Source organism: Streptomyces sp. SID10853 (genome assembly GCF_010548145.1).
Classification (GTDB): Bacteria; Actinomycetota; Actinomycetes; order Streptomycetales; family Streptomycetaceae; genus Streptomyces.
On the sequence record NZ_JAAGLN010000102.1, the window covers coordinates 1 to 22,938 of the forward strand.

Here is a 22,938-nt window from a genome sequence, read left to right on the forward strand (position 1 = left end):
GGGCGCAGTGGGCGCAGTGGGCGCAGTGGGCGCAGTGGGCGCGCTGGGCGCAGCGGACGCAGCGGACGCGCTGGGCGCAGCGGGCGCGGGCGCCTTGCCTTCCGCCGAAGCGGCCAGCTCTCCGGAAGTGCCGGCCTTCCGCCCCGGGGGCGCCCCGGACACGGAAGAAGAAGCCATGCGCCCGGTCATACCGAGACCTCCCGGCAGGCCCGGTAGAAGTCCTTCCAGCCGTCCCGCTCCCGGACCACGGTCTCCAGGTACTCCTGCCAGACAACCCGGTCGGCCGCTGGATCACGGACGACCGCACCCAGCAGACCCGCCGCGACATCGGACGACCGGAGCACCCCGTCGCCGAAGTGCGCCGCGAGCGCCAGCCCGTTGGTGACGACGGAGATCGCCTCGGCCGTGGAGAGCGTCCCCGACGGGGACTTGACCTTGGTCCGCCCGTCCCCGGTGACCCCGCCGCGCAACTCCCGGAAGACAGTCACCACCCGACGGATCTCGTCCATGCCTTCGGGCGCTGCGGGCAGGTCGAGCGACCGGCCGATCTGGTCGACTCGCCGGGAGACGATGTCGACCTCGGCGTCGGCCGTGGAGGGCAGCGGCAGGACCACGGTGTTGAAACGCCGCCGCAGAGCGCTGGACAGCTCGTTGACCCCCCGGTCGCGGTCGTTGGCCGTGGCGATCACGTTGAATCCGCGGACCGCCTGCGTCTCCTGGCCCAGCTCCGGAATGGGCAGTGTCTTCTCCGACAGGATCGTGATCAGAGAGTCCTGCACGTCAGCGGGGATCCGCGTCAGCTCCTCGACGCGTGCGGTCATGCCCTCCGCCATGGCCCGCATGACAGGGCTGGGCACCAGGGCGTCACGGCTGGGTCCGTGGGCCAGCAGCTGTGCGTAGTTCCAGCCGTATCTGATCGCTTCCTCCGGCGTCCCGGCCGTGCCCTGGACGAGCAGCGTGGAGTCTCCGCTCACAGCCGCCGCGAGGTGCTCGGAGACCCAGGTCTTCGCGGTGCCGGGAACACCGAGCAGCAGCAGGGCCCGGTCAGTGGCGAGGGTGGTGACGGCGACTTCGACGATGCGGCGCGGTCCGACGTACTTGGGTGTGATCACCGTGCCGTCCGGGAGCGTGCCGCCCTGGAGATATGTGGCCACGGCCCAGGGCGAGAGCTTCCAGCGCTCGGGGCGCGGACGGTCGTCCGCAGCCGCAAGTGCCTTCAGTTCATGGGCGAATGCGTCCTCCGCATGCGGCCTCAGAACCTCTGCAGCGGTGTTTTCGGGCGTGGTCATGGATCCCCCTCCAGATCGTTCGACCGGATGTGGTTCCCACCGTGCACCATGGCACTGACAATCGACCGTTTCCGCAGCTGAGAGCCCATTGTCAGTGGTGGCACGTACCTTCGGAGCCATGAATCGGCAGGAGGTTCGGCGGGTGGTTGGGCAGGTGGTCGGGCAGGGGGTCGGGCAGCGGGCGCGCTGGTCGGCCGACCAGGTGCTGGCACTGGCTCCTGACGCCGCGTCACGCAAGGCGGGGAGCAGACTCGGCGGTTCGTCCGGGCCGTGGTCGGAAGCGGGGTGGACGGTCGGCTCGGGAGCCGTGTGGGGGCTGTGCAGCGGAAGCGGCAGCAAGCCGTACCGGACGGTCGTGGACACATCGGGGGTGGCCTACAAGTGCAGTTGTCCCAGCCGGAAGTTTCCGTGCAAGCACGCGCTGGGGCTGCTGTTGCTCTGGGCGGCCGCGGACGCCGCCGTGAAGGAAACAGCGACTCCGCCGGAGTGGGCGGCCGAGTGGCTCGAAGCCCGCAGGGCGGCCCGGCCGAAGGCCAGTTCCGCGGAGGGCGCGGCTCCCGCGCCCGGGAAACCGGCGGATCCGGAGGCGGTCGGCCGCCGGGCCGCGCGCCGGGCCGAGCGGGTCACCGCGGGCGCCACCGAGCTGGAACAGCGCCTCGACGACCTGCTGCGGAGCGGTCTGGCCGGAGCGGAGCAGTCGGGATACGCACTCTGGGAGGAGACCGCAGCCCGCATGGTCGACGCGCAGGCCCCCGGACTGGCCGCACGTGTCAGGGAGTTGGGCGGCATACCGTCGTCCGGCCAGGGCTGGCCGGTGCGGCTGCTCGAGGAGTGCGCGATGCTGCATCTGCTGGACAGAGCCTGGCTCGGACGGGAACTGCTTCCGGAGGCACTGGCCACGACCGTACGCACTCGCGTCGGGCTGCCCGTATCAGCCGAGGGTCCACCGGTCCGGGACCAGTGGCTGGTCCTCTCCCAGCAGGACTCGACCGACGGGAAACTCACCACCCGCCGCATCTGGCTGTACGGCAGCCGGTCGGGGCGTACCGCCCAGCTGCTGGACTTCGGTGCGGCGGGCAGAGCACCGGGAACGGCACTGCCCGTGGGCCTGACACTGGACGCGGATCTGGTGCCGTATCCAGGGGCCGGTCAGCTGCGGGCCGCGCTGGGTGAGCGTTTCGGTTCTCCGGAACGGGCAGCCGGGCCGCCCGAGGGGATATCGACCGGAGCCGCCCTCAGGGCGTACGGGGTGGCCCTGCGCGACGATCCCTGGCTCGGCTCCTGGCCGGCGACGCTCTCGTCCGTCATACCGGTGCCCGGCGCCGATGGAGGCAGCCGCAACGGCACCGCCGACGGCTGGCAACTGGCCGACGCCGAGGGCGGGTCAGCACTGCCCATCGCCCCGGGCTCTTCGGCCAGGGCCGGCCTGTGGAAACTCACCGCGCTCTCCGGGGGCGGCCCCGTCACCGTGTTCGGTGAGTGCGGCCACCGCGGCTTCACGCCGCTCACGGCCTGGGCCCCGGGGACAGCCGAAGCCGTACCGCTGACCTGACGAGGCCGGACCAGCGCCTGGGAGCCACCCGGGAGTCAGTCACCGGTGAGTCACCAGGGACGCCAAGGTCAGCCTTATTCCCCCCCCCAATGGCCCGCATTCCCGTACGCGTTCACGTGCGCGTACGTATACACACCCGTGCTCGCGCTCGTGACTCATGGAGGGAACCGATGACCAGTAGCCGCACCATCACCGCCTGGGAAGACCTCGTCACCTCGGCTCTGCTCGGTACCGACCGCAGGCCGGTCCCACCTGGGGAGCGTCCGTTGCTGGACGCGGCCGCACTGCACACCGTGCGGCGAAGAGCAGGGCTGCTGCCCGCTGCCGCAGCCGTACCGCCCTCCCCCGCCCCGGACGATCCCCGACCCGAGCCTCCGGAGCCGGCAAGGCGGAGACTGGCCCAGCTGCTGGCAGACCGGGCCGGGCCACCGGGCTCGGGTGGACGGCGCGGCACGGCACCGGACCTCACCGAGTTGCTGCCCCAGTGGCTCGCGGCGGCGCTCCGGCACGGCTACCGCGCACCGGCCGCGCAGCTGGGCGCCCTGCTCGACGCCGCGCGGGCGCGTACGGATCTGCGTCCGCAGGCACTCGCTTTCGCCGGGGCGCGCGGATTGTGGCTCGCCCGGCTCAACCCCGACTGGAAGTTCGCGCTGCGCAGCACATCCAGCGGCGCGGTACTGCCCGCGCCCACCGACACGGCCGCCGTCCAACGCCTCTGGGAAGAAGGGCTGTTCGCCGAGCGCGTGGCACTCCTCACCGCCGTACGGCTGGACGCACCGGCCGCCGGGGTCGAACTGCTCGCCACCACCTGGCCCACGGAGCGGGCCGAGGACCGTCTGATGTTCCTCGACTCGTTGCGCACCGAGCTCACGGCCGGCGACGAACCCTTCCTGGAAGGCGCCTTGGCCGACCGCAGCCGCAATGTCCGGTCCACCGCGGCCGAACTGCTCTCCGCGCTGCCCGCTTCCGCACTGGCCGGGCGGATGGCCGAACGCGCGATGACCTGCGTCAGTCTGGATCTGTCCGGGGAGCAGGCCCGGATATCGGTCGAAGCGCCGCACGAGTGCGATGCGGCGATGCAGCGCGACGGCGTATCCGCAGTGCCGCCGACGGGACGGGGCGAGCGGTCCTGGTGGCTGGGCCAGCTGGTGGAGGCGGCTCCGCTCGGGGTCTGGACCGCCAGGCTGGGCGGACGCTCGCCCGGCCGGATCGTCGCGTTGCCGGTGGCGGACGGCTGGGACGAGGAGCTGCACGCCGCATGGTGCCGGGCGGCGGTGCGGCAGCGGGACACCGAGTGGTCACGTGCGCTGCTGTCGGGTCCCGGCACCGCATCGCTTGCCGAGCGGGCCAAGCTGCTCGCCGCGCTGCCGGCCGACGAACGGGCCTGCTGGGTAGCCGAGTTCATCGCCGGGCACGGGCTGTCGGAGGCGTTTCAGCTGCTTGCCGTCTGCGATGTGCCCTGGGCGGAGCCGCTGGGCCGGGCCGTGGTGGACGCCCTGGAGATCGCGCGGGACGCGGGCAGCTACCCGTGGAGCTTCAGCGGTGTCATGGGACTGGCCGAACGGTGCCTGGACCCCGCGGAAGCACCGCGCCTTGAGATCCTCACCGCGATACCGGACGAAACGGAGGGAACATCACCGGGGGCCGGCAGCTACTGGTCGGAGGCGTTCCAGCGGCTGGGGTCGACACTGCGGCTGCGGGCCGCCATGGCCGCGGAGCTGGCGGAAGAACGGGCGGAGGACTGACCGCAGCCCACTCGCGTTCAACCAAGCCCACGTTCCACCAGGCCAGGCTCAGCCCGGCCCACGTCCAACCAGGCCCAGCCCAGGGGCAACCCGGCCCAGCCGTAGCCCGAGCCGCAGCCCCACCGAATCGGGTCGGGTCGGGTCGCGTCGTGACGGGTCGGGTCGCGCCGTCAGGCGCCTGCGGGCTGGCGTACGTTCGCGTTGACCCAGTCCACGATGGATGTCGTCGTGGCGCCCGGCGTGAAGATTTCCGCGACACCCAGCTGCTTCAGCGGTGCGATGTCCGCTTCCGGGATGATCCCGCCGCCGAACACCTTGATGTCTTCCGCGTCCCGCTCCTTCAACAGGTCGAGCACCTTCGCGAAGAGCGTGTTGTGGGCGCCCGACAGGATGGACAGACCGATGGCGTCGGCATCCTCCTGAATGGCGGTGCCCACGATCTGCTCGGGCGTCTGGTGGAGGCCGGTGTAGATGACCTCCATACCGGCATCCCGCAGCGCACGCGCGATGACCTTCGCCCCGCGATCGTGTCCGTCGAGCCCCGGCTTGGCGACCACTACGCGGATCGGACCGACCACACCCATCACTGCCTCCATGCACGATGCGAACGAACGTGAACGAACGTTATCGACAGCATCCCGCAAGCTGCCGTTTCACGGTGGTCAGGGAGGGGGAAATCACACCTGGGACACATTCACTACGCGTCACACCCCGCGCCGGGCCGGGCCTCCGGCCGCCATCCCCGGCGTCAGGCGTATCGGGGTGGCGCTGGACGGGAGCCGCAGGCGAGAGCGCCGTATCACCCGTACCATCGGGTACACGGTGGATGACACGGAAGCTGGCATGTCGGTTGTGTCAGCCAGGAACTCTTCCGTGGCACCCATGAGTGCGCGTGGGGACAAGGTGGTCCCCGTACGCCGTTCGGGAGGTCGCCCCATGAAGGTGCTGCCGGATTTCCTCTCCCCCCAATGGCTGCTGCACCAGCTCCAGCTGTCCGCCGTGCCACTGCGCGCCACGGCCCTCGACCTCGCGGTTCTGGCCGGGCATATGCTCCTCTACCCGTCCGGGATCACGGACGAGCGCCGGATCGACGTACCCCTGAGCGCACCACCCGGCGGCCCCGCCGGCACACGGAGCGCCCGCGGACGCACCCCAGGACCCGCAGGGCCGCCTGCCGGTGAAACCCTCGGCAGCCCGCTGCGCGGCCCGCGCGGGGGCGCGCTCCGGCAGCCCCGCGCCGGGGAGGCCGCGGTCGGCCAGCTCCCCCCTTCCGACCAGGGGCACCGCCCCGTCGTACTGCTCCACGGCTTCGTGGACAACCGCTCCGTGTTCGTCCTGCTGCGCCGCTCCCTCCTGCGGCACGGGTGGCAGCATCCGGAGTCGCTGAACTACTCGCTGCTGACCTGCGACATCCGGGCGGCAGCCGAGCTGCTGGGAGACCACATCGACGAGATCTGCGCCCGCACGGGGCACAAGGACGTCGACATCGTCGGGCACAGCCTGGGCGGCCTGATCGCCCGGTACTACGTACAGCGACTGGGCGGTGACAGAAAGGTGCACACGCTCGTCACGCTCGGCACACCGCACGAGGGGACCCAGATCGCTCAATTGATGAGCGCCCATCCACTCGTACGGCAGATGCTCCCCCACTCGGATGTGATCGAGGAATTGCGCGAGCCCGCACCCGGTTGCCGCACCCGGTTCGTGAGTTTCTGGAGCGAACTCGACCGTCTGATGATCCCGGTCGAGGCCGGCTGTATCGACCACCCCGACCTGATCACGACGAATGTCAGGGTCAGCGGCATCGGGCATCTCGCCCTGCCGGTGCACCCGGCCGTGGCCGCCGCCATCAGGCAGGCCCTCGACTCACCCGACGACGCGGCAGCCGGCCCCCGGGAAAGCGTCATCTCGGTCGCCTGAACAGTCGCCTGGACATTCGCCTGAACAAGGCCGGAAAGCACCGTGAAGAGGGAGCGAAAGAAAGGGGTACAAACGGTCGAAAGGCATGGACAGGTCGAACGCTTCCCGAACGCCGGGCCAAGGCTGTGCACATAGCCCCTCGAAAGACGGCCGAATGCCCGTTTCCCACGCGTCCGGTACCTGCCGAAGATTGTCGCCGCCATGTACCGCCGGGTACAGTCGCGCCACTGCTTCCACCGGGGGTGCCCCCGAACGCAGGGCCCCTGCTGCCGAGGCGAGAGAGACGTTGGTGAACGACCAGCAAACCCACGCCGGGTACGTCGGAAACGACGGTTACTCCGCCGGCAGCCCCACCGGTTCTTTCGCCGTCGATCCGCTCTTCGGTGATATGCCGGGGGGATACCCGTCCGGAGCGCCGTCCGGAGCGCACGGCCCCTACCGTGCCGGCGGTCACAGCGGTGAGTACGACACCACGCAGTGGGACACGGGTGCGCGGGAAACTCCCGGATACGACGTGCCGTACCAGCAGCCGTATACGCAGCCCCAGTCGCAGAGTTACGGGCATCCAGCGCACACCTTCGCCGGTCAGGACACGGGCGGGTACGACACGACGGGCCAGTGGGACACCGGCGCGTACGCCACCAGCGCCACCAACACCACCAGCACCTACGGAACCGGTGTCTACGGAACGGCCGCCCACGGCGCTGATACGTACGACACCGGCACCGGCACCTACGACAGCGGCGCCCATGACACGGGCGCCCACGACGCCACCGCCTGGAACTCCGCCGGCGCGGCGGCCCCGCACCCGACGCAGCAGTTCGCCGCCGTCGATCTCCCGGACGTCACCGGACCCGAACACACCGCCGAATTCGCGGCGTTCGCCGACCACGACGGGCCGTCCGGGTTCAACGATCCCGAACTTCCGGACAGCTCCCTCCACCTGGCGGGCCCTCCGGCGGACCACCCGGCGGACGACGACGCACCACCCGCGTCCCACCCGGCAGCACCTCTCTCGTCACGCCTCCCCTCTCCACCCGGCGCCCGCCGCGCACCGGGTGGCAGGGGTGGCCGTCGCCGTACGCCTGCCAAGCGTTCCGCGCTGCTGACCATCGCGGTCCCGTCCGCCTGTGTGATGGGGGTTGCCGGAGTCGCCGCCGCGACCGTCGGCGGGATCGGGGAGAGCGGCAAGGACAGCGGCACCGGTACGCAGGCCGCCGCCGACCCGTCGTCCGTCAAACCGGTGGCCGCCAACAGCAAACTGGACGGCCAGCTCGCCGATCTCAGCCACGAGGCCGATGACTTCGCCGACCGCGCCAGCCGTACGCAGGAGCGCATCGATCTGAAGCAGCGGCAGGCCACGGCGAAGAAGAAGGCCGAGGAGGAAGCCGCGCGCAAGGAAGCGGCCCGGCCGAAGTTCGTCCTGCCGGTGAAACAGAAGGGGCTCAGCGCCTACTTCGGCCAGGCCGGGGTCAACTGGATGTCCGTGCACACCGGTATCGACTTCCCCGTCTCCTACGGGACTCCCGTCATGGCCGCGACCGACGGCACCGTCCGTACCCAGTGGAACAGCGCCTACGGCAACATGGCCATGGTCACGTCGCCCGACGGCACCGAGACCTGGTACTGCCACCTCAGCAGCACCAAGATCCGCTCGGGCTCCGTCAAGGCGGGCGACGTCATCGCGTACTCGGGGAGCTCCGGGAACTCGACCGGGCCGCACATGCACTTCGAGGTACGGCCCCACAGCGGCGCGGCGATCGACCCGCTGCCGTGGCTCCGCAGCCACGGCCTCGACCCGACGTAACCCACGCCCGTAACCCACGCCCGTAACCAAAGCCCGCGACCCAAGCCCGTGGCCCCGGCCCCTTCGAGGACCCGACTCTCCGAGAACCTCGCCGCCCCGGACCACCGCCCCACCGGGGCGAGGGCGCGGCCTACAGCTTCTCGACCGGTGCGTAGCGCAGCAGCAGCTTCTTCGGGCGCTCGTCGCCGAAGTCCACCGTGACCTGGGCGTCCGCACCCGATCCGGTCACCTGCATCACCGTGCCCAGGCCGAACTGGTCGTGCGTCACCCGGTCCCCCACGTTCAGCGTGATCACCGGCTTGTCGCCGGCCCGCCGTGTCGCGAAGCCCGAAGAGCCGCCGGATCCTCCGCGCGCACGCGACGAGGACAGCGAGGACGACAGCGACGAGGTGATCCCCGATGTCGGTCCCGCCGGGGCCGACATCGCACCCAGCCGCTTCCACTCCAGATGCTGCGCCGGGATCTCCTCCAGGAAGCGCGATGCCGGGTTGTACGACGGCTGGCCCCACGCGCTGCGCAGGGTCGAGCGCGTCAGATACAGCCGCTCGCGGGCGCGCGTGATCCCCACGTACGCCAGCCGCCGCTCCTCCTCCAGCTCCTTGACCTGCCCCAGCGCGCGCATGTGCGGGAAGACACCGTCCTCCATGCCGGTCAGGAACACCACGGGGAATTCGAGCCCCTTGGCCGTGTGGAGCGTCATCAGCGTGATGACCCCCGAGCCGTCCTCGTCCTCGTCGGGGATCTGGTCCGAGTCGGCAACCAGGGCGACCTTCTCCAGGAATTCGGCGAGCGTGCCCGCGCCCTCCTCGTCGCCGCGCTCCTGCTCGAACTCCAGAGCTACAGCGGCCAGTTCCTGGAGGTTCTCGATGCGGGTCTCGTCCTGCGGGTCGGTGGACGCCTGCAACTCGGCCAGATAGCCGGTCCGTTCGAAGACCGCCTCCAGCACCACGGCGGGCCCCGCACCCGACTCGACGATCGTACGGAGCTCCTCCATCAGGACGTTGAACCGCTTCACGGCGTTGGCCGAGCGGGCCGCCATGCCGTACGCCTCGTCGACCCGGCGCAGCGCCTGCGGGAAGCTGACCTTCTCGCGCTGCGCGAGTGCGTCGATCATCGCCTCCGCGCGGTCACCGATACCACGCTTGGGCACATTGAGGATGCGGCGGAGCGGGACGGTGTCCTCGGGGTTGGCCAGGACGCGCAGATAGGCCAGCACATCGCGGACCTCCTTGCGCTCGTAGAACCGCACCCCGCCGACGACCTTGTACGGAAGGCCGACCCGGATGAAGATCTCCTCGAAGACACGGGACTGCGCGTTCGTCCGGTAGAAGACGGCGACGTCACCGGCCTTCGCGTCTCCCGCGTCGGTCAGCCGGTCGATCTCGTCGGCGACGAACTGCGCTTCGTCGTGCTCGGTGTCGGCGACATAGCCGATGATCTTCGCGCCCTCGCCGGCCTCGGTCCAGAGGTTCTTGGCACGGCGGTTCTCGTTGCGCTCGATCACCGCGTTGGCGGCGGAGAGGATCGTCTGGGTGGAGCGGTAGTTCTGCTCCAGGAGGATCGTGGTCGCGTCGGGGTAGTCCTCCTCGAACTGGAGGATGTTGCGGATCGTGGCGCCGCGGAACGCGTAGATGGACTGGTCCGCGTCACCGACGACGCACAGTTCGCCCGGCGCCCTGCCCTCGCCGGACGGGCCGACCAGTTCGCGCACCAGCGTGTACTGGGCGTGGTTGGTGTCCTGGTACTCGTCGACCAGGACGTGCCGGAAGCGCATCCGGTAGTGCTCGGCGACGTCCGGGAACGCCTGGAGCAGATGGACCGTCGTCATGATGATGTCGTCGAAGTCCAGCGCGTTGGCCTCGCGCAGCCGTGCCTGGTAGAGCGCGTACGCCTCGGCGAGGGTCTTCTCGAATCCTCCCCCAGACTCCGTCTGGGAGGTGCCCCCAGCCGCCTGCCCGGCGAAGGTCTCCTCGTCGATCAGTTCGTTCTTGAGGTTCGAGATCTTGGCGCTGAACGACTTCGGCGGGAACTTCTTCGGGTCCAGGTCCAGGTCACGGCAGACCAGCGCCATCAGCCGCTTCGAGTCGGCGGCGTCATAGATCGAGAACGACGAGGTGAAGCCGAGCTTCTTCGACTCACGGCGCAGGATCCGTACGCACGCGCTGTGGAAGGTCATGACCCACATGGCCTGGGCGCGCGGGCCCACCAGCTCCTCGACGCGCTCCTTCATCTCGCCCGCGGCCTTGTTGGTGAAGGTGATCGCGAGGATCTGGCCGGGGTGCACCCCGCGCGAGCCGAGCAGATGCCCGATCCGGTGGGTCAGCACCCGGGTCTTGCCCGACCCGGCGCCCGCCACGATGAGCAGCGGCGAGCCGGCGTGCACGACGGCGGCGCGCTGCTCGGCGTTCAGCCCTTCGAGCAGCGCGGCGGGGTCCACGGCGGGACGCGGGGCGCCATCGCGGTAGTACGCGTCACGCCGGGGCGCCGCCCCTTCCCCTGCGGGCCACGCACCGGCGAACAGGTCGTGCGGAACCTCCTCCGGAGGGTGGCCCCCTCCGGCGTGGCCACCGGCGGGGTCCTCGGCGGGCGGCGGGGGCTCTTCCTCCGGGGGCTGGAGGTTCGCCAGGAAGCTGTCGTCAAAGAGGCTGCTCATCGTCTACCGAGTCTAGGCCGAGCCAGTGACAGTCAGGGGCCGCACTCCGGACCGGACGCCGGGCCGCACTCCGGACCGGACCGCTGACCGCCCGCCCGACCCGATGCCGGACCGCACGCCGGCCGCGCCCCGGCCTGATGCCGGACCGCACGCCGACCCGACGCCGGACCGGACCGCTGACCGCCCGGATCGCCGCCGGCCCGGCCGTCCCGCCGCAAGGTCACGAAAATGTATCGGGCATATCGAACATCAGCCTTCCCACCCGTCACAGGAGTTGGCTATCTTGCTCGCTCAGGACCGCACGTGCCCCTCCCGGCGAACCGCGCCGGAGCGAGCGGTCCGCGCCGAGTCCGTTCTGCCGTACCGCGTGCGCCGCGATGTGTGACGTACGACGCACGGCAGCCGGAGCCGGGGACCCGCCAAGCACCACCGGGGTGAATCGGTCCGCACCACGCACAGCCCAGCACCACCGAGGACCGTAGGGCGACCTTCCGGACGAGCCCGAACCCTCCCCCAGAGCCTGAACGGCCTGGGAGGCACCCCCACCGCCAACCCGGTAGGCGGTCCACGGAAGGAGTTGCCTGTCTTGGCAACGCACCGCAAACCGCGTTCCCGCGTACGCAGTACCGCTCCCGCCCTGGGCATCACCACCGCGGCCCTCGCCTCGGTCTCCCTGTTCGCCCAGACCGCCGGTGCCGCACCGGCGCCCGGCGCGAAGCCGGCGCCGAAGCCGGGCATCGAAGAGGTCCAGAAGAAGGTCGACGGGCTCTACCGCCAGGCCGGGACCGCGACCCAGCAGTACAACCAGGCCCAGGAGGCCACGACCGCGCAGCGCAAGACGGTCGACTCCCTCCTCGACCAGGTCGCCGAGCGCACCGCGAAGGTCAACGACTCCCGCCGCACACTCGGCAACTACGCCGCCGCCCAGTACCGCGAGGGCACCCTCTCCACCACGGCCACCCTGCTGCTCGCCGACAACCCCCAGTCGTACTTCGACCAGGACCAGCTGATGAAGCGGCTGGGCGACCGCCAGGAGAAGGCCGTCGCCGACTACCAGGCCGAGCAGCGCTCGGCGGCCCGCAAGCGCGGTGAGGCGGCGCGCAGCCTGGAGAGTCTGACCGAGTCGCAGGCCGCGCTGAAGGCGAGCAAGCAGTCCGTCCAGTCGAAGCTCGCGGACGCGCGCCGGCTGCTGTCGAAGCTGACCGCCGAGGAGAAGGCGCGGCTGGCGGCGCTGGAGAAGAAGAAGGAAGCCGAGGCCAGGCGCAAGGCGGAGAAGCTGGCGCAGGAGCAGGCAGCGGCGGCGAAGAAGCGCAAGGCGTCGGAGCAGGCCAAGGGCGGCAGCTCGGGGACGGGCAGCAGCACGGGCAGCGGGAGCAGCTCGGGTTCCGGCTCCGGTACGTCGTCGGGCAAGGCCGCCACGGCCCTCGCGTTCGCCCGCGCCCAGATCGGCAAGCCGTACGTCTGGGGCGCCACCGGGCCCGGCTCCTACGACTGCTCGGGGCTCACCCAGGCCGCCTGGAAGGCCGCGGGCGTCAACCTGCCGCGGACCACCTGGGACCAGGTGAAGACCGGCACCCGGGTCGCGACGAAGGATCTGCGCCCCGGTGATCTGGTGTTCTTCTACGACGACATCAGCCACGTCGGGATGTACATCGGCAACGGGATGATGATCCACGCCCCGAAGCCGGGGGCGTACGTGCGCGAGGAGTCGATCTACTACATGCCGATCTACGGCAGTGTGCGGCCCGGATAGCTGCAGGTCAGCGGGGGCGGAGTGGTTCAGGGCCGCTCCGTTCCCGCCGGGCCGGGCGCCGCGGGCGCGTACACTCTCCGTATGGGACATACACATGCGGTGACGGAGTGCCCGGTCCGGGCCTCGCGCGCGCCGGGTCCTGTCGCGCCCCGGGCGCGCTGCCGTGCGCTGCACGGCCACGGCTAGCAACCTTCGCCACGGGCCTGTGCGTCCGGCTCTCCCGCCTGCCCCTTCCGCCCGCCCCTTCCCGTCTGTCCCTTCCTGCCCGGCCCTCGCGCCCGCCGGAAGCAGACCGACGGCACAGCCGCCGCGTCCCGGGCCTCTCCTGCCCCCGCGGCGGGCTTCCCGCGCAACCCGTCTCCGCCGTACGCGCAATATCCCCGCACCACTCCCGCACCACTCCCCGCGGCCCCGCGCCCCCGGGCGTACGCCGGTGTCGCTTCCCGTGACCGCCGGCGGGCCGGCCGCACCCTGAGAGGACCTCTGTGAAGTTGAGCGAGCTGCTGGCCGGGCACGACCACGACGTACTGCTGGGTGATCCGGGGACGAGGGTCACCGCGGGAGCGTGCTTCGACGCCCACCGCGTCTCGCCCGGTTCGCTCTTCATCGCCGTGCCCGGGCACCGCGAGGGCGGCCCCGAGGCGATCGGTTCCGCACTGGCGCGGGGCGCCGTGGCGGTGCTGGTCGAGGAGCCGGCACCCGGACTCCCCGCAGCGGTACGGCCGTCGGCGGACGGCGCTTGTGTCGTACGGGTGGCCGACACCCGCAAGGCCGCCGCGCTGATCACCTCGCGGTACTACGGGGATCCCGGCCGGGCGATGGACATGGTGGCCGTCACCGGCACCAACGGGAAGACATCCGTCTCGTACATGGTGGAGTCCGTGCTGCGGATCGCCAAGGGCGCGAAGGTGGGCGTCATCGGGACGGGCGGGAACCGGATCGGGGACGAGCTGATCCCGATGCCGCACTCGGTGCTGACCACTCCGGAGTCACCGGACTTCCAGTATCTGCTGGGGCACATGCGCGATCACGGGGTGGGCACCGTGGTCCTGGAAGCGACCTCCATGGGCCTGCTGAACCACCGGGTCGACCATTCCTTCATCGACGTGGGCATCTTCACCAACCTCACCCAGGACCACCTGGACGACCACGGCACGATGGAGCACTACCGGGACGCCAAACTCCGGCTGTTCGGAGGGCTCTGCCGGCGCGCGGTGGTGAACGCGGACGACCCGGTCGGCGCGCTGGTTCCGGCGCTGATGCCGGGTCTGGTCCGTACGTACGCCCTGGACGCCGAGGCGGACTACCGGGCGACCGATCTGGACATGGACGCCTTCGGCACCCGGTTCACCCTCCACCACGGCGGGCGCAAGTATCCGGCGGCGATCCCGGTGCCGGGCAGGTTCTCGGTCGCCAACGCGCTGGCCACCGTGGCCGCGTGCCACGTACTGGGCCATGACCTGGGCGGTCTGGTGGCGGCGCTCGACCGGATGCCGCCGGTCCCCGGGCGGCTGGAGCGGTTCGAGGCTCCGCGGGGCACGTCCGTGATCGTGGACTACGCGCACTCGCCGGACTCCCTGGACAAGGTGCTCGCCGCCATCAGGGACTTCGCCGGTGCCCGTGTCATCACGGTCTTCGGCTGCGGTGGCGACCGTGACGTCACCAAGCGGGCCCGGATGGGCGAGATCGCCGGGTCGCACTCCGATCTGTGCGTGCTCACATCGGACAACCCCCGTGACGAGGACCCCGAGGCGATCATGGACCAGATCGCTCCGGGGCTGACGGCCACCGGTACCCCGTTCGAGCGGATCGCCGACCGCCGTGACGCGATCGCCTTCGCCCTGTCCGCCGCGGGGCCGGCGGACATCGTGCTGGTCGCGGGGAAGGGCAGCGAGCCGTACCAGATCGTCGGCGGCAGGCTGATCCCGTTCAGCGACATGGCGACGGTGCGCGAACTGTCGGCCGCACAGGGGTGACCGGCCCGGGGAGGGACGGGGCAGGGCAGGGGCAGGTCCCGCTCAGGTCCAGAGCACCGCGATGAAGATGTTGACGATCGTCAGACCGCCGACCGCGCCGAAGAGCCCCTTCTCGATCCGCTCCTCGTCGCGCTTCACATAGACGAGGCCCAGGATCACCACCAGGACCGCCAGCTTGATCCCGATCTTGACGGTGTTGATGGTGTTCCCCTGGGCCTGGTTCAGACCGACCAGCGCCACCCCGGTCACCAGCATCGTCAGCGCGCCGTGCAGCATCGCCGGGCCGAACCGGGCCTCGCCCGTGCGCATCGACTTCATCTGGGTCAGGAAACCGCCGAGCAGCGCGGCGATACCGATGATGTGCAGGCCGACGAAGGCATTGATGAGTACGTCCATGGGATTCGACCTTAGCCACCGCCTCCCGGGCCCCTCCCACCGGTGGTCCCCCACTGGTCCTCACCATCCGCCCCAAGGACCGGTCCCATCCGGTCATCGGCGGCCGCATAAAGCAACGCAGCGGCCAGATTCGACCACTATGTCCCATGAGGTCTCGTTCCCATAACCCCAGGTTTAGCGTTCTTGCCCAGGTGACCGGGCTCCCCCACCGCCCCATGACCGGGCGGCGGTCCGGCCCCCACCACCGGGAGATCCGGCAAGGACGTACGGAAGGACGTGACCGCCCCCGTGGCCGCTCACCGAAAACCCAGGCAGCGCCCGCTCACCGGCCCCGCGGCCCGGACCGCCGCGACTCTCACCCTCGCGGGAGCCGCGTCCGCCACCGCCTTCCAGGGCGTCGGCCACGCGGCTCCGCATCTGACCCCGGCGCAGGTCAAGACCCAGGTCGACAAGCTGTACCAGGAGGCGGAGACCGCCACCGAGAAGTACGACGGGGCGAAGGAGAAGACCGCCGCGTCGGAGAAGTCGCTGCGCTCCCTGCGCGACCAGGCCGCCCGCCGCACGGAGCAGCTCAACACGGCGCGCTCCGCGCTCGGTTCGACGGCGTCCGCCCAGTACCGCGACGGCGCCATCGACCCGTCGCTGCAGGTCTTCCTCTCCTCCGACCCGGCGCAGTACCTGGACCGGGCCGCCTACGTGGAGCGCGTGGGCGACCGGCAGGCCGCAGAGGTCACCGGGGTGCGCCGGCAGATCGGGCAGCTCGCCCAGCTGCACTCCGAGGCGGACTCCGCCCTCAGCAGGCTGCGGACCCAGCAGGCCGGCCTGAAGAAGCAGAAGACCACCGTGCAGAGCAAGATCCGCGCGGCCGAGGCACTGCTCTCCCGGCTGTCGGCGCCCGAGCGCTCGCAGTACGAGTCGCAGGGCGGATCCCAGGACGGACTCCGGGGCGCCGACAGGTCCGCCGCCACGCAGGCCGCCGACCGCTCGGCCGCGCGAGGCCCGGTCACCGCCCCCGGCTCACGGGCGGCGCGGGCGGTCGCCTTCGCCTACAGCGCGCTCGGCAAGCCGTACGTCTGGGGGGCCACCGGGCCCTCGTCCTTCGACTGTTCGGGGCTGACCCAGGCCGCGTACCGCGCGGCGGGGGTGTCGCTCCCGCGCACCACGTACACCCAGATCAACTCGGGGCAGCGGGTGAGCCGCTCCGAACTGGCCCCCGGCGACCTGGTGTTCTTCTACTCGGGGATCAGCCATGTCGGCATCTATGTGGGCCACGGCCAGATGATCCACGCCCCGCACCCCGGCGCACCCGTGCGGCTCGCGCCGGTCGGTCAGATGCCCTTCGCGGGCGCGACGCGGCCGGTCGCGGGCACCTGACCGATCGGTGCGCCCGTCCGGGCCCCCGGTGTGAACTGCGCGCTCAGCCAGGTGAAGACATCAGGCACCTGCTTGCGCCAGACCGCCAGGCTGTGCCCGCCCGTCACCGGGACGACCTCGACCGACGTGGGCCGCTTGGCCGCGGCGCGCAGGGCCAGGCCGTCCCGGTAACCGTCGTGCGGCGCACCGGAGATGAAGAGCGAGACCCGCGGCGGTTTCTTGGCGTGCCGCAGGATCCACAGCGGATTGTTCGTACGCCGCAGCGCCGGGTCCTTGGCGGTGATGGAGGCGCGCTCGGCCGCGGGATCGTTGTACCCGGAGAGCCCGGCCGCCGCGTGGTAGCGGTCGGGGTGCGCCAGCGCCAGCTTCACCGCGCAGTGCGCCCCCGCCGAGTAACCTGCGACCGCCCAGCCGGCCGCCCCGCGCTTCGCCCGGAAGGTGTCGGTCACCATTCTCGGCACGTCGACGCTCAGCCAGGTGTCCGCGTTGATGACCCCGCTCACATTGGCGCAGCCGGTGTCCTGGCTTCCGAGGAGCGAGGTGCGCGGCGACACCAGGATGAACGGGGCGACCACACCCCGTTCCATCATCGGCGCCAGCTGCTTCTCCGCACCGAGGCTGGAGAACCACGCCTTGGCCGTGCCGGGGAACCCGGAGAGCAGCTCGACCACCGGGAAGGAGTGGTGGCGGTAGGCGGGTTCGTTGTACTCGGGCGGCAGCCAGACGTACACCTCGCCGCGCACCCCCGACACCTGCCCGGTCATCACGGTGCGGCGCACTCCGTGCCCCATGCGCGGGTCGGTCACCGGCTTGAACACGGCCCGCTGGTGCGGTTCGGACGCCAGCTGCCGGCCGCCGAGGCCGTCGGCGCCAAGGTCGGGTGCGGCGACCACGTGGTTGCCGGTGCCGAGGAGGTCGGCCCAGTTGTCGTACAGGCCGTTGCTGTTGTTCACCGCGACGAAGACGACCAGTACCGCGGTCGCCTGCGCGAACAACACCATCACCAGCCGGGCCGCACCGCGTACGGCCGCGGGGCCGGCGACGCGTCCCCACAGCAGCAGGGGCAGCAGCACCGCGACGCCCATCATGGCGATCGCGGTGAGGAAGAACGGGGTTCCCGTCAGGCTCATCACGTGGGGAAAGATGCCCTATTGGGGTCGGAGGTTACCTGTTTTGCACCCTTTTTACGTGGTCACGTACGGCGATGACGCAACACGTACGGTATACGCCCGCTCCCTGCGCGGCACTGCCCACCTCTGCCCGTACCTGCCCGTATCCGTGCACCCGTGACGCCGGGGTGTCGCCGGCCGCGGCGCCGTGCTTAAATTAGATATCACTTTGATTAGCCGTAGTCATCACGACTGGGTGGGGGCCGACCGCCCCTGAGGCCCAAACCCCAACGAGGGAGCACACCATGACTGGAACATCCGGACAGGACCCGGCACCCGCCGACCGGACCGCGAAGGACGGGACCACGGCGGGCAGGACCACGACCACCGCGGCCGGGCTGGAGGCGGACGCCCCGGACATGCCGGCCCCGCACGTGCACGAGACCCAGGCGCACGGCATCGCCGGCGGTGCGGCACTGCTGCTGACCCTGCTCGGCGTGGTGGTGGGGCTCGGCCTGCTCATCGGCGGCGGGGTCACGGACGGCGGCGGCACGCGGGCGGCCCTGATCGTGGTGGGCATCGTCGTACTGCTCGGCTCGCTGTTCTGCATGACCGGCGTGAAGATGGTCGCCCCCGGCGAGGCCCGCGTCATCCAGCTGTTCGGGCGGTACGTGGGCACGATCAGGCAGGACGGGCTGCGCTGGGTGAATCCGCTGACCAGTGCGCAGAAGATCTCCACCCGGGTGCGGAACAACGAAACCTCGGTCATGAAGGTCAACGACGCCTACGGCAACCCGATCGAGCTGGCGGCGGTCGTGGTGTGGAAGGTCGAGGACACGGCACAGGCGCTGTTCGAGGTGGACGACTACCGCAAGTTCATCGCGACCCAGACCGAGTCGGCGGTCCGCCACATCGCCATCGAGTACCCCTACGACGCCCACGACGAGGACGCCCTGTCCCTGCGCGGCAACGCGGACGAGATCACCGAGAAGCTGTCGCTGGAGCTGACCGCCCGGGTCAGGGCCGCTGGGGTCCGGATCATCGAGTCCCGGTTCAGCCACCTCGCGTACGCGCCCGAGATCGCCTCCGCGATGCTCCAGCGCCAGCAGGCCGGGGCGGTCGTCGCGGCCCGTCAGCAGATCGTCGAGGGCGCGGTCGGTATGGTCGAGCAGGCCCTGGTCCGGATCAGCGAACAGGGCATCGTGGACCTGGACGAGGAGCGGAAGGCCACCATGGTCAGCAATTTGATGGTGGTGCTGTGCGGCGACCGTGCCGTCCAGCCGGTCCTGAACACCGGTTCCCTCTACCAGTGAGCGAGGAGAGCGCCGGCGCCGCGGAGCCCTCGGGTCCGGCGCCGCGGCGCGCCGCCAGGGCGCGCAAACAGGTGCTGCTGCGGCTGGACCCGTCCGTGCACGACGCCCTGGCACGCTGGGCGGCCGACGAACTCCGCAGCGCCAACGCCCAGATCGAGTTCCTGCTCCGCCAGGCCCTCTCCGACGCCGGCCGCCTGCCGCGCGACGCGGGCGCGCTCCCCCGCCGCGGCAGGCCCCCGAACCCGGACCCGCCCCGCCCGTGACGGCGGGCGGTCGGCCGCCGACTGCCTGCCGTCTGCCGTCTGCCGTCTGCCGTCTGCCGTCTGCCGTCTGCCGTCTGCGACACCCTGCCGGCCGGATCAGCCGCCGACGACCGCCTGCCGCCGACGGTCAGATCAGCCGACGCGCCGTCGCCCACCGGGTCAGTTCGTGGCGGTTCGACAGCTGGAGCTTGCGCAGCACCGCCGACACATGCGACTCGACCGTCTTCACCGAGATGAACAGCTGCTTGGCGATCTCCTTGTACGCGTATCCGCGCGCGATGAGACGCAGCACCTCCCGCTCGCGCTGCGTCAGCCGGTCCATGTCCTCGTCGACCGGAGGTGCGTCCGTGGACGCGAACGCGTCGAGGACGAACCCGGCGAGACGGGGGGAGAAGACCGCGTCGCCGTCCTGGACCCGGAAGACCGAGTCGACCAGGTCGGTCCCGGTGATCGTCTTGGTGACATAGCCGCGGGCGCCGCCCCTGATGACACCGATCACGTCCTCCGCCGCGTCCGAAACGGACAGGGCGAGGAAGCGGACCGGGTTCTCCGGGTCGGACATCAGCGCGGCGGAGCGGCGCAGCACTTCGACGCCGCCGCCGCCCGGCAGATGGACGTCGAGGAGGACGACCTCGGGGCGGGTGGCCTTGATGACGCTGACCGCCTGGTCGACATCGGCCGCCTCACCGACGACCTCGACACCCGTCGACTCGGTCCTGCCGATCTCCGCCTGCACCCCCGTGCGGAACATCCGGTGGTCGTCCACGAGAACGACCCGGACCCTGCGGGGCGCCGGGCCTCCGGCCCGGTGGGCCGCGCCGGTGGGATCGGGGCTGCCCGTGGGGTCGGGGCTGTCCGCGCGGTCGGTGAGGTCGGTTCGGTCGGTGGGCTCGGTCATGCTCGCTCCATCTCCAGTTCCACTACGGTGCCGCCGTCGGGAGCGGAACGCAGGCTTGCCGTACCGCCGTTGCGCTGCATACGGCCGATGATCGATTCTCTTACGCCCATCCGGTCGCCGGGCACCGCGTCGAGATCGAAGCCGGGCCCCCGGTCACGTACCGACACGAAGACGGTACGGCCCTCGACTTCCGCGTACACCTGTACGGCACCGCCCTCGCCACCGTACTTGGCCGCGTTGACCATGGCCTCGCGTGCCGCCTGCATCTGGGCCGACAGCTTCTCGTCCAGCGGGCAGTCCCCGACGACCACCACCTCGAGTGGCACCCCGTGCTTGTCCTCGACCTCGGCGGCGGCCTGCTTGACGGCGTCGGCGAGGGTCTCGGGTTCGTCGTCCTTGTCCTTGCCTGTGCCCTCGGGGCGGTAGAGCCAGGCGCGCAGTTCGCGCTCCTGGGCACGGGCCAGCCTGCGGACCTCGCCGGGCTCCTCCGCGTTGCGCTGGATCAGGGTCAGCGTGTGCAGCACCGAGTCGTGGACGTGGGCGGCGACCTCCGCGCGCTCCTGGGCGCGGATCCGCATCAGCCGCTCCTGGGAGAGGTCCTGGGTCATCCGGATCAGCCACGGCCCGGCGAGCAGCGCGATCCCGGCGACCACGGCCAGTGCGGCGGTCAGGACATTGCCGAGCTGCGCCGACGAACCGCGGATCACGATGAAGGCGGCGAGCCCGGCGCCGACCAGCACCACACCGGCCAGCGCGCGGCCCAGCGGAAGCAGCCTGCTGCTGCGGCCGACCTCGGCCCAGTGCGCACGGCGGGTGTTGTCCGCCTGGCGCCAGACGAGGACGACACCGGCGCCGATGAGCAGCACGGGCCAGATGTACGGGCTGGCGTCGCCGCCGATGTCCACGTTCCCGACGAAGGCCGCCACGCCGATGATCAACGCGACGAGGGCGACGATCTGGCCCCGGTCGGGCTTGCGCAGCCGGCGGCGGCCGTCCTGGGACTCCTCGAACGCCGACGGCACACCACGCTGCTCGACCCCGCCCGCGCCGAGCGGCACGACGAACCAGAACGCGGCGTACAGCAGCGCCCCCAGTCCCTCCAGCGCGAACAGCACGATGAACGCGGCCCGCACCCAGGAGACGGGCACGCCCAGATGTCCGGCGAGCCCGCGCGCGACGCCGCCCAGCATCCGCCCTTCGGCACTGCGGTACAGCTTGCGCGGCGCGGGCTCGTCCGGGGCTTCGGCTGCGGCACCTGCGGCGCGGGGCGGGGCGACTGGCATGGTTCGATCGTCACATGGACGGGCCACCGCGGGCATCAGGGAAAACCCCCTGGTTCCGGGGGACGAAATCAGGGATCGGCCAGGGTCGTCGCGGGCCCCGCCCACGGGGAACGACCGTCACCATGGAGGTATGACGACCCCGCCGCCGACCACCCCGCCGCAGCAGCAGGACGAGCCGCGACCGCAGCTGCGGCGCCACCGGAGCAACAAGGTGGTCGCCGGGGTCTGCGGCGGGCTCGGCCGGCACTTCGACCTGGATCCGGTGATCTTCCGCGTGGTTCTCGGTGTGCTGGCGGCGACCGGCGGGGTGGGGCTGATCTTCTACGGTTTCGCCTGGCTCCTGATCCCGCTGGACGACGAGGACGAGAACGAGGCGCGCAGACTGCTGACCGGCCGGGTCGAGGGCGCGTCCATGGCCGCGGTGCTCTTCGCGCTGATCGGCTGCGGGCTGTTCCTTTCGATGCTGCACTACGTGACGGTGCTGGTCTTCGCGGCCCTGCTGTCGCTGGCCACCGCGGGCTCCGCGGTCTGGTCGGAGCGGCGCGGGCTCGCCGCCCCGGAGGCACCCGAACCTGCTGCCGGGCAGCGGGCGCCGGGGCAGAAGCCGGCGGGCCAGCGGACGGCCGGGCAGAAGGTCCCGGACGCGCCACCGGAGACGAAGGCCCCGCCGACACCGGCCGGCCCGTCCTGGTGGCGGGACCCGATCATCAAGGACGGCACCACAGGACCGGTCGGTTCCGGCTATCTGTGGGGCCCGTCGGACATCGCACCCGATCCGCCGCTTTCCCGCGGGTCGGCCAGGTCGGCCAGGTCGGCCCCGGCCGCGAGCCGGGGGCCGCGCGGTGTCGGCGGCCGGCTGTTCCTCTTTGCACTGGTCGCAGCCGCACTCGGCACGGGCCTCTCCCGGGACAGCTATCCGGTCACCACGAGCATGCAGATCGGTCTTGCGTGCGCGCTCGGTGTCTTCGGCCTGGGCATGCTGCTCAGCTCGTTCGTCGGGCGTACGGGATCCGGCACGCTCTTCCTGGTGGTGGTCACGACGGCGCTGCTGGCGGGCGTGAGCGCCCTGCCGAAGACCGTCACCACGCACTGGATGCGTACGAACTGGCGGCCCGCTTCGGCGTCGGCGGTGCACCCCGGGTACCAGGTGGGTTCGGGGGTCGGCACGCTGAACCTCGGCCGGCTGAGCGTCCCGCCGGGCACGTCCGTCCGTACGCGTGTGGAGGTCGGCGCGGGCCGGGCGGCGGTCGTCGTACCGAAGAATGTGACCGTGCGGCTCCATGCGGAGGTGGGGCTGGGGGACATCCAGCTGCCCGGTGAGAACCAGCGGGACATCGACATCTCCCCCGCCCGGGACAGGACGGTGACGCTCGCGCCGCAGAGCGGCGGCAAGGCGGGAGGCACGGTCGACCTCCATCTGAAGGTCGGCATGGGACAGGCGGAGGTGACCCGTGCACGGTGACGGAGCAGGGACGGACGAGACGGGGCCGGGGCCCGGAACGGGGTCAGGGCCAGGAGCCGGGCCGGGAGAGGGGTCGGGGCCAGGAGCCGGGCCGGGCTGGGCAGGCGGGGCGGGTCCCGCGGGCGCGCGGCCCGGGGGCTCGCAC

At 71.3% G+C, this 22,938-nt stretch carries 17 protein-coding genes; 10 read left to right on the plus strand and 7 right to left on the minus strand.

Annotated elements, in window-relative coordinates:
- Nucleotides 1-185 precede the first annotated feature (185 nt).
- Nucleotides 186-1,289 (minus strand): AAA family ATPase, encoded by a 1,104-nt coding sequence (locus G3I19_RS19840; protein ID WP_164264995.1) that lies wholly within the window; start codon nucleotides 1,287-1,289, stop codon nucleotides 186-188.
- Nucleotides 1,290-1,431: 142 nt separating this feature from the next.
- Between G3I19_RS19840 and G3I19_RS19845 the strand changes: the two genes are divergently transcribed.
- Both G3I19_RS19845 and G3I19_RS19850 read left to right on the plus strand, forming a co-directional pair.
- Entirely contained in the window at nucleotides 1,432-2,841 is a 1,410-nt protein-coding gene (locus G3I19_RS19845) for an SWIM zinc finger family protein (protein ID WP_343235150.1), read from the plus strand.
- Nucleotides 2,842-3,011: 170 nt separating this feature from the next.
- Nucleotides 3,012-4,586: a DUF5691 domain-containing protein gene (locus G3I19_RS19850; protein ID WP_164264997.1), complete on the plus strand. Its 1,575-nt coding sequence runs from the start codon at nucleotides 3,012-3,014 to the stop codon at nucleotides 4,584-4,586.
- Nucleotides 4,587-4,756: 170 nt separating this feature from the next.
- On the opposite strand, the gene G3I19_RS19855 is transcribed toward G3I19_RS19850, so the two are convergent.
- Nucleotides 4,757-5,170, minus strand: coding sequence for a cobalamin B12-binding domain-containing protein (locus G3I19_RS19855; RefSeq protein ID WP_164264998.1), 414 nt, complete (start codon nucleotides 5,168-5,170; stop codon nucleotides 4,757-4,759).
- Nucleotides 5,171-5,522: 352 nt separating this feature from the next.
- On the opposite strand from G3I19_RS19855, the gene G3I19_RS19860 reads away from it, so the two are divergent.
- Together G3I19_RS19860 and G3I19_RS19865 are read left to right on the plus strand one after the other, a co-directional pair.
- Nucleotides 5,523-6,506: an alpha/beta fold hydrolase gene (locus G3I19_RS19860; RefSeq protein WP_164265010.1), complete on the plus strand. Its 984-nt coding sequence runs from the start codon at nucleotides 5,523-5,525 to the stop codon at nucleotides 6,504-6,506.
- A gap of 289 nt (nucleotides 6,507-6,795) precedes the next feature.
- A complete protein-coding gene (locus G3I19_RS19865; RefSeq protein WP_164264999.1) occupies nucleotides 6,796-8,313 on the plus strand; it encodes a M23 family metallopeptidase in 1,518 nt (505 codons plus the stop codon).
- A gap of 130 nt (nucleotides 8,314-8,443) precedes the next feature.
- On the opposite strand, the gene pcrA is transcribed toward G3I19_RS19865, so the two are convergent.
- Nucleotides 8,444-10,966, minus strand: a complete 2,523-nt coding sequence (gene pcrA / locus G3I19_RS19870; protein WP_164265000.1) for a DNA helicase PcrA — start codon at nucleotides 10,964-10,966, stop codon at nucleotides 8,444-8,446.
- A 586-nt stretch (nucleotides 10,967-11,552) separates the two neighbouring features.
- On the opposite strand from pcrA, the gene G3I19_RS19875 reads away from it, so the two are divergent.
- Both G3I19_RS19875 and G3I19_RS19880 read left to right on the plus strand, forming a co-directional pair.
- Nucleotides 11,553-12,719 (plus strand): C40 family peptidase, encoded by a 1,167-nt coding sequence (locus G3I19_RS19875; RefSeq protein ID WP_164265001.1) that lies wholly within the window; start codon nucleotides 11,553-11,555, stop codon nucleotides 12,717-12,719.
- Nucleotides 12,720-13,204: 485 nt separating this feature from the next.
- Nucleotides 13,205-14,695 (plus strand): UDP-N-acetylmuramoyl-L-alanyl-D-glutamate--2,6-diaminopimelate ligase, encoded by a 1,491-nt coding sequence (locus G3I19_RS19880; protein WP_164265002.1) that lies wholly within the window; start codon nucleotides 13,205-13,207, stop codon nucleotides 14,693-14,695.
- Nucleotides 14,696-14,737: 42 nt separating this feature from the next.
- Here the strand turns inward: G3I19_RS19880 and G3I19_RS19885 are convergent, their stop codons facing one another.
- Nucleotides 14,738-15,091, minus strand: a complete 354-nt coding sequence (locus tag G3I19_RS19885; protein WP_164265003.1) for a hypothetical protein — start codon at nucleotides 15,089-15,091, stop codon at nucleotides 14,738-14,740.
- A gap of 288 nt (nucleotides 15,092-15,379) precedes the next feature.
- Here G3I19_RS19885 and G3I19_RS19890 point away from each other — a divergent pair, with 288 nt between their 5' ends.
- Nucleotides 15,380-16,465 carry a C40 family peptidase gene (locus tag G3I19_RS19890; RefSeq protein WP_164265004.1) on the plus strand — a complete coding sequence of 362 codons (1,086 nt, stop codon included), beginning with the start codon at nucleotides 15,380-15,382 and terminating at the stop codon, nucleotides 16,463-16,465.
- Here G3I19_RS19890 and G3I19_RS19895 read toward each other — a convergent pair.
- Nucleotides 16,420-17,595: an alpha/beta hydrolase-fold protein gene (locus tag G3I19_RS19895; RefSeq protein ID WP_164265005.1), complete on the minus strand. Its 1,176-nt coding sequence runs from the start codon at nucleotides 17,593-17,595 to the stop codon at nucleotides 16,420-16,422. The genes G3I19_RS19890 and G3I19_RS19895 overlap by 46 nt on opposite strands.
- Nucleotides 17,596-17,993: 398 nt before the next feature.
- Here G3I19_RS19895 and G3I19_RS19900 point away from each other — a divergent pair, with 398 nt between their 5' ends.
- Complete coding sequence (locus tag G3I19_RS19900) at nucleotides 17,994-18,887, plus strand: SPFH domain-containing protein (RefSeq protein ID WP_239074585.1); 894 nt, start codon at nucleotides 17,994-17,996, stop codon at nucleotides 18,885-18,887.
- Nucleotides 18,884-19,150 carry a hypothetical protein gene (locus tag G3I19_RS19905; protein ID WP_164265007.1) on the plus strand — a complete coding sequence of 89 codons (267 nt, stop codon included), beginning with the start codon at nucleotides 18,884-18,886 and terminating at the stop codon, nucleotides 19,148-19,150. The genes G3I19_RS19900 and G3I19_RS19905 overlap by 4 nt, the downstream gene beginning before the upstream one ends.
- 127 nt (nucleotides 19,151-19,277) lie before the next feature.
- Here the strand turns inward: G3I19_RS19905 and G3I19_RS19910 are convergent, their stop codons facing one another.
- Both G3I19_RS19910 and G3I19_RS19915 read right to left on the minus strand, forming a co-directional pair.
- Nucleotides 19,278-20,048: a response regulator transcription factor gene (locus G3I19_RS19910; RefSeq protein WP_275402757.1), complete on the minus strand. Its 771-nt coding sequence runs from the start codon at nucleotides 20,046-20,048 to the stop codon at nucleotides 19,278-19,280.
- Nucleotides 20,045-21,331, minus strand: a complete 1,287-nt coding sequence (locus tag G3I19_RS19915) for an ATP-binding protein (protein ID WP_164265008.1) — start codon at nucleotides 21,329-21,331, stop codon at nucleotides 20,045-20,047. Before G3I19_RS19915 ends, G3I19_RS19910 begins: the two co-directional genes overlap by 4 nt.
- A gap of 130 nt (nucleotides 21,332-21,461) precedes the next feature.
- Between G3I19_RS19915 and G3I19_RS19920 the strand changes: the two genes are divergently transcribed.
- Complete coding sequence (locus G3I19_RS19920; protein ID WP_164265009.1) at nucleotides 21,462-22,793, plus strand: PspC domain-containing protein; 1,332 nt, start codon at nucleotides 21,462-21,464, stop codon at nucleotides 22,791-22,793.
- Nucleotides 22,794-22,938: the final 145 nt, after the last annotated feature.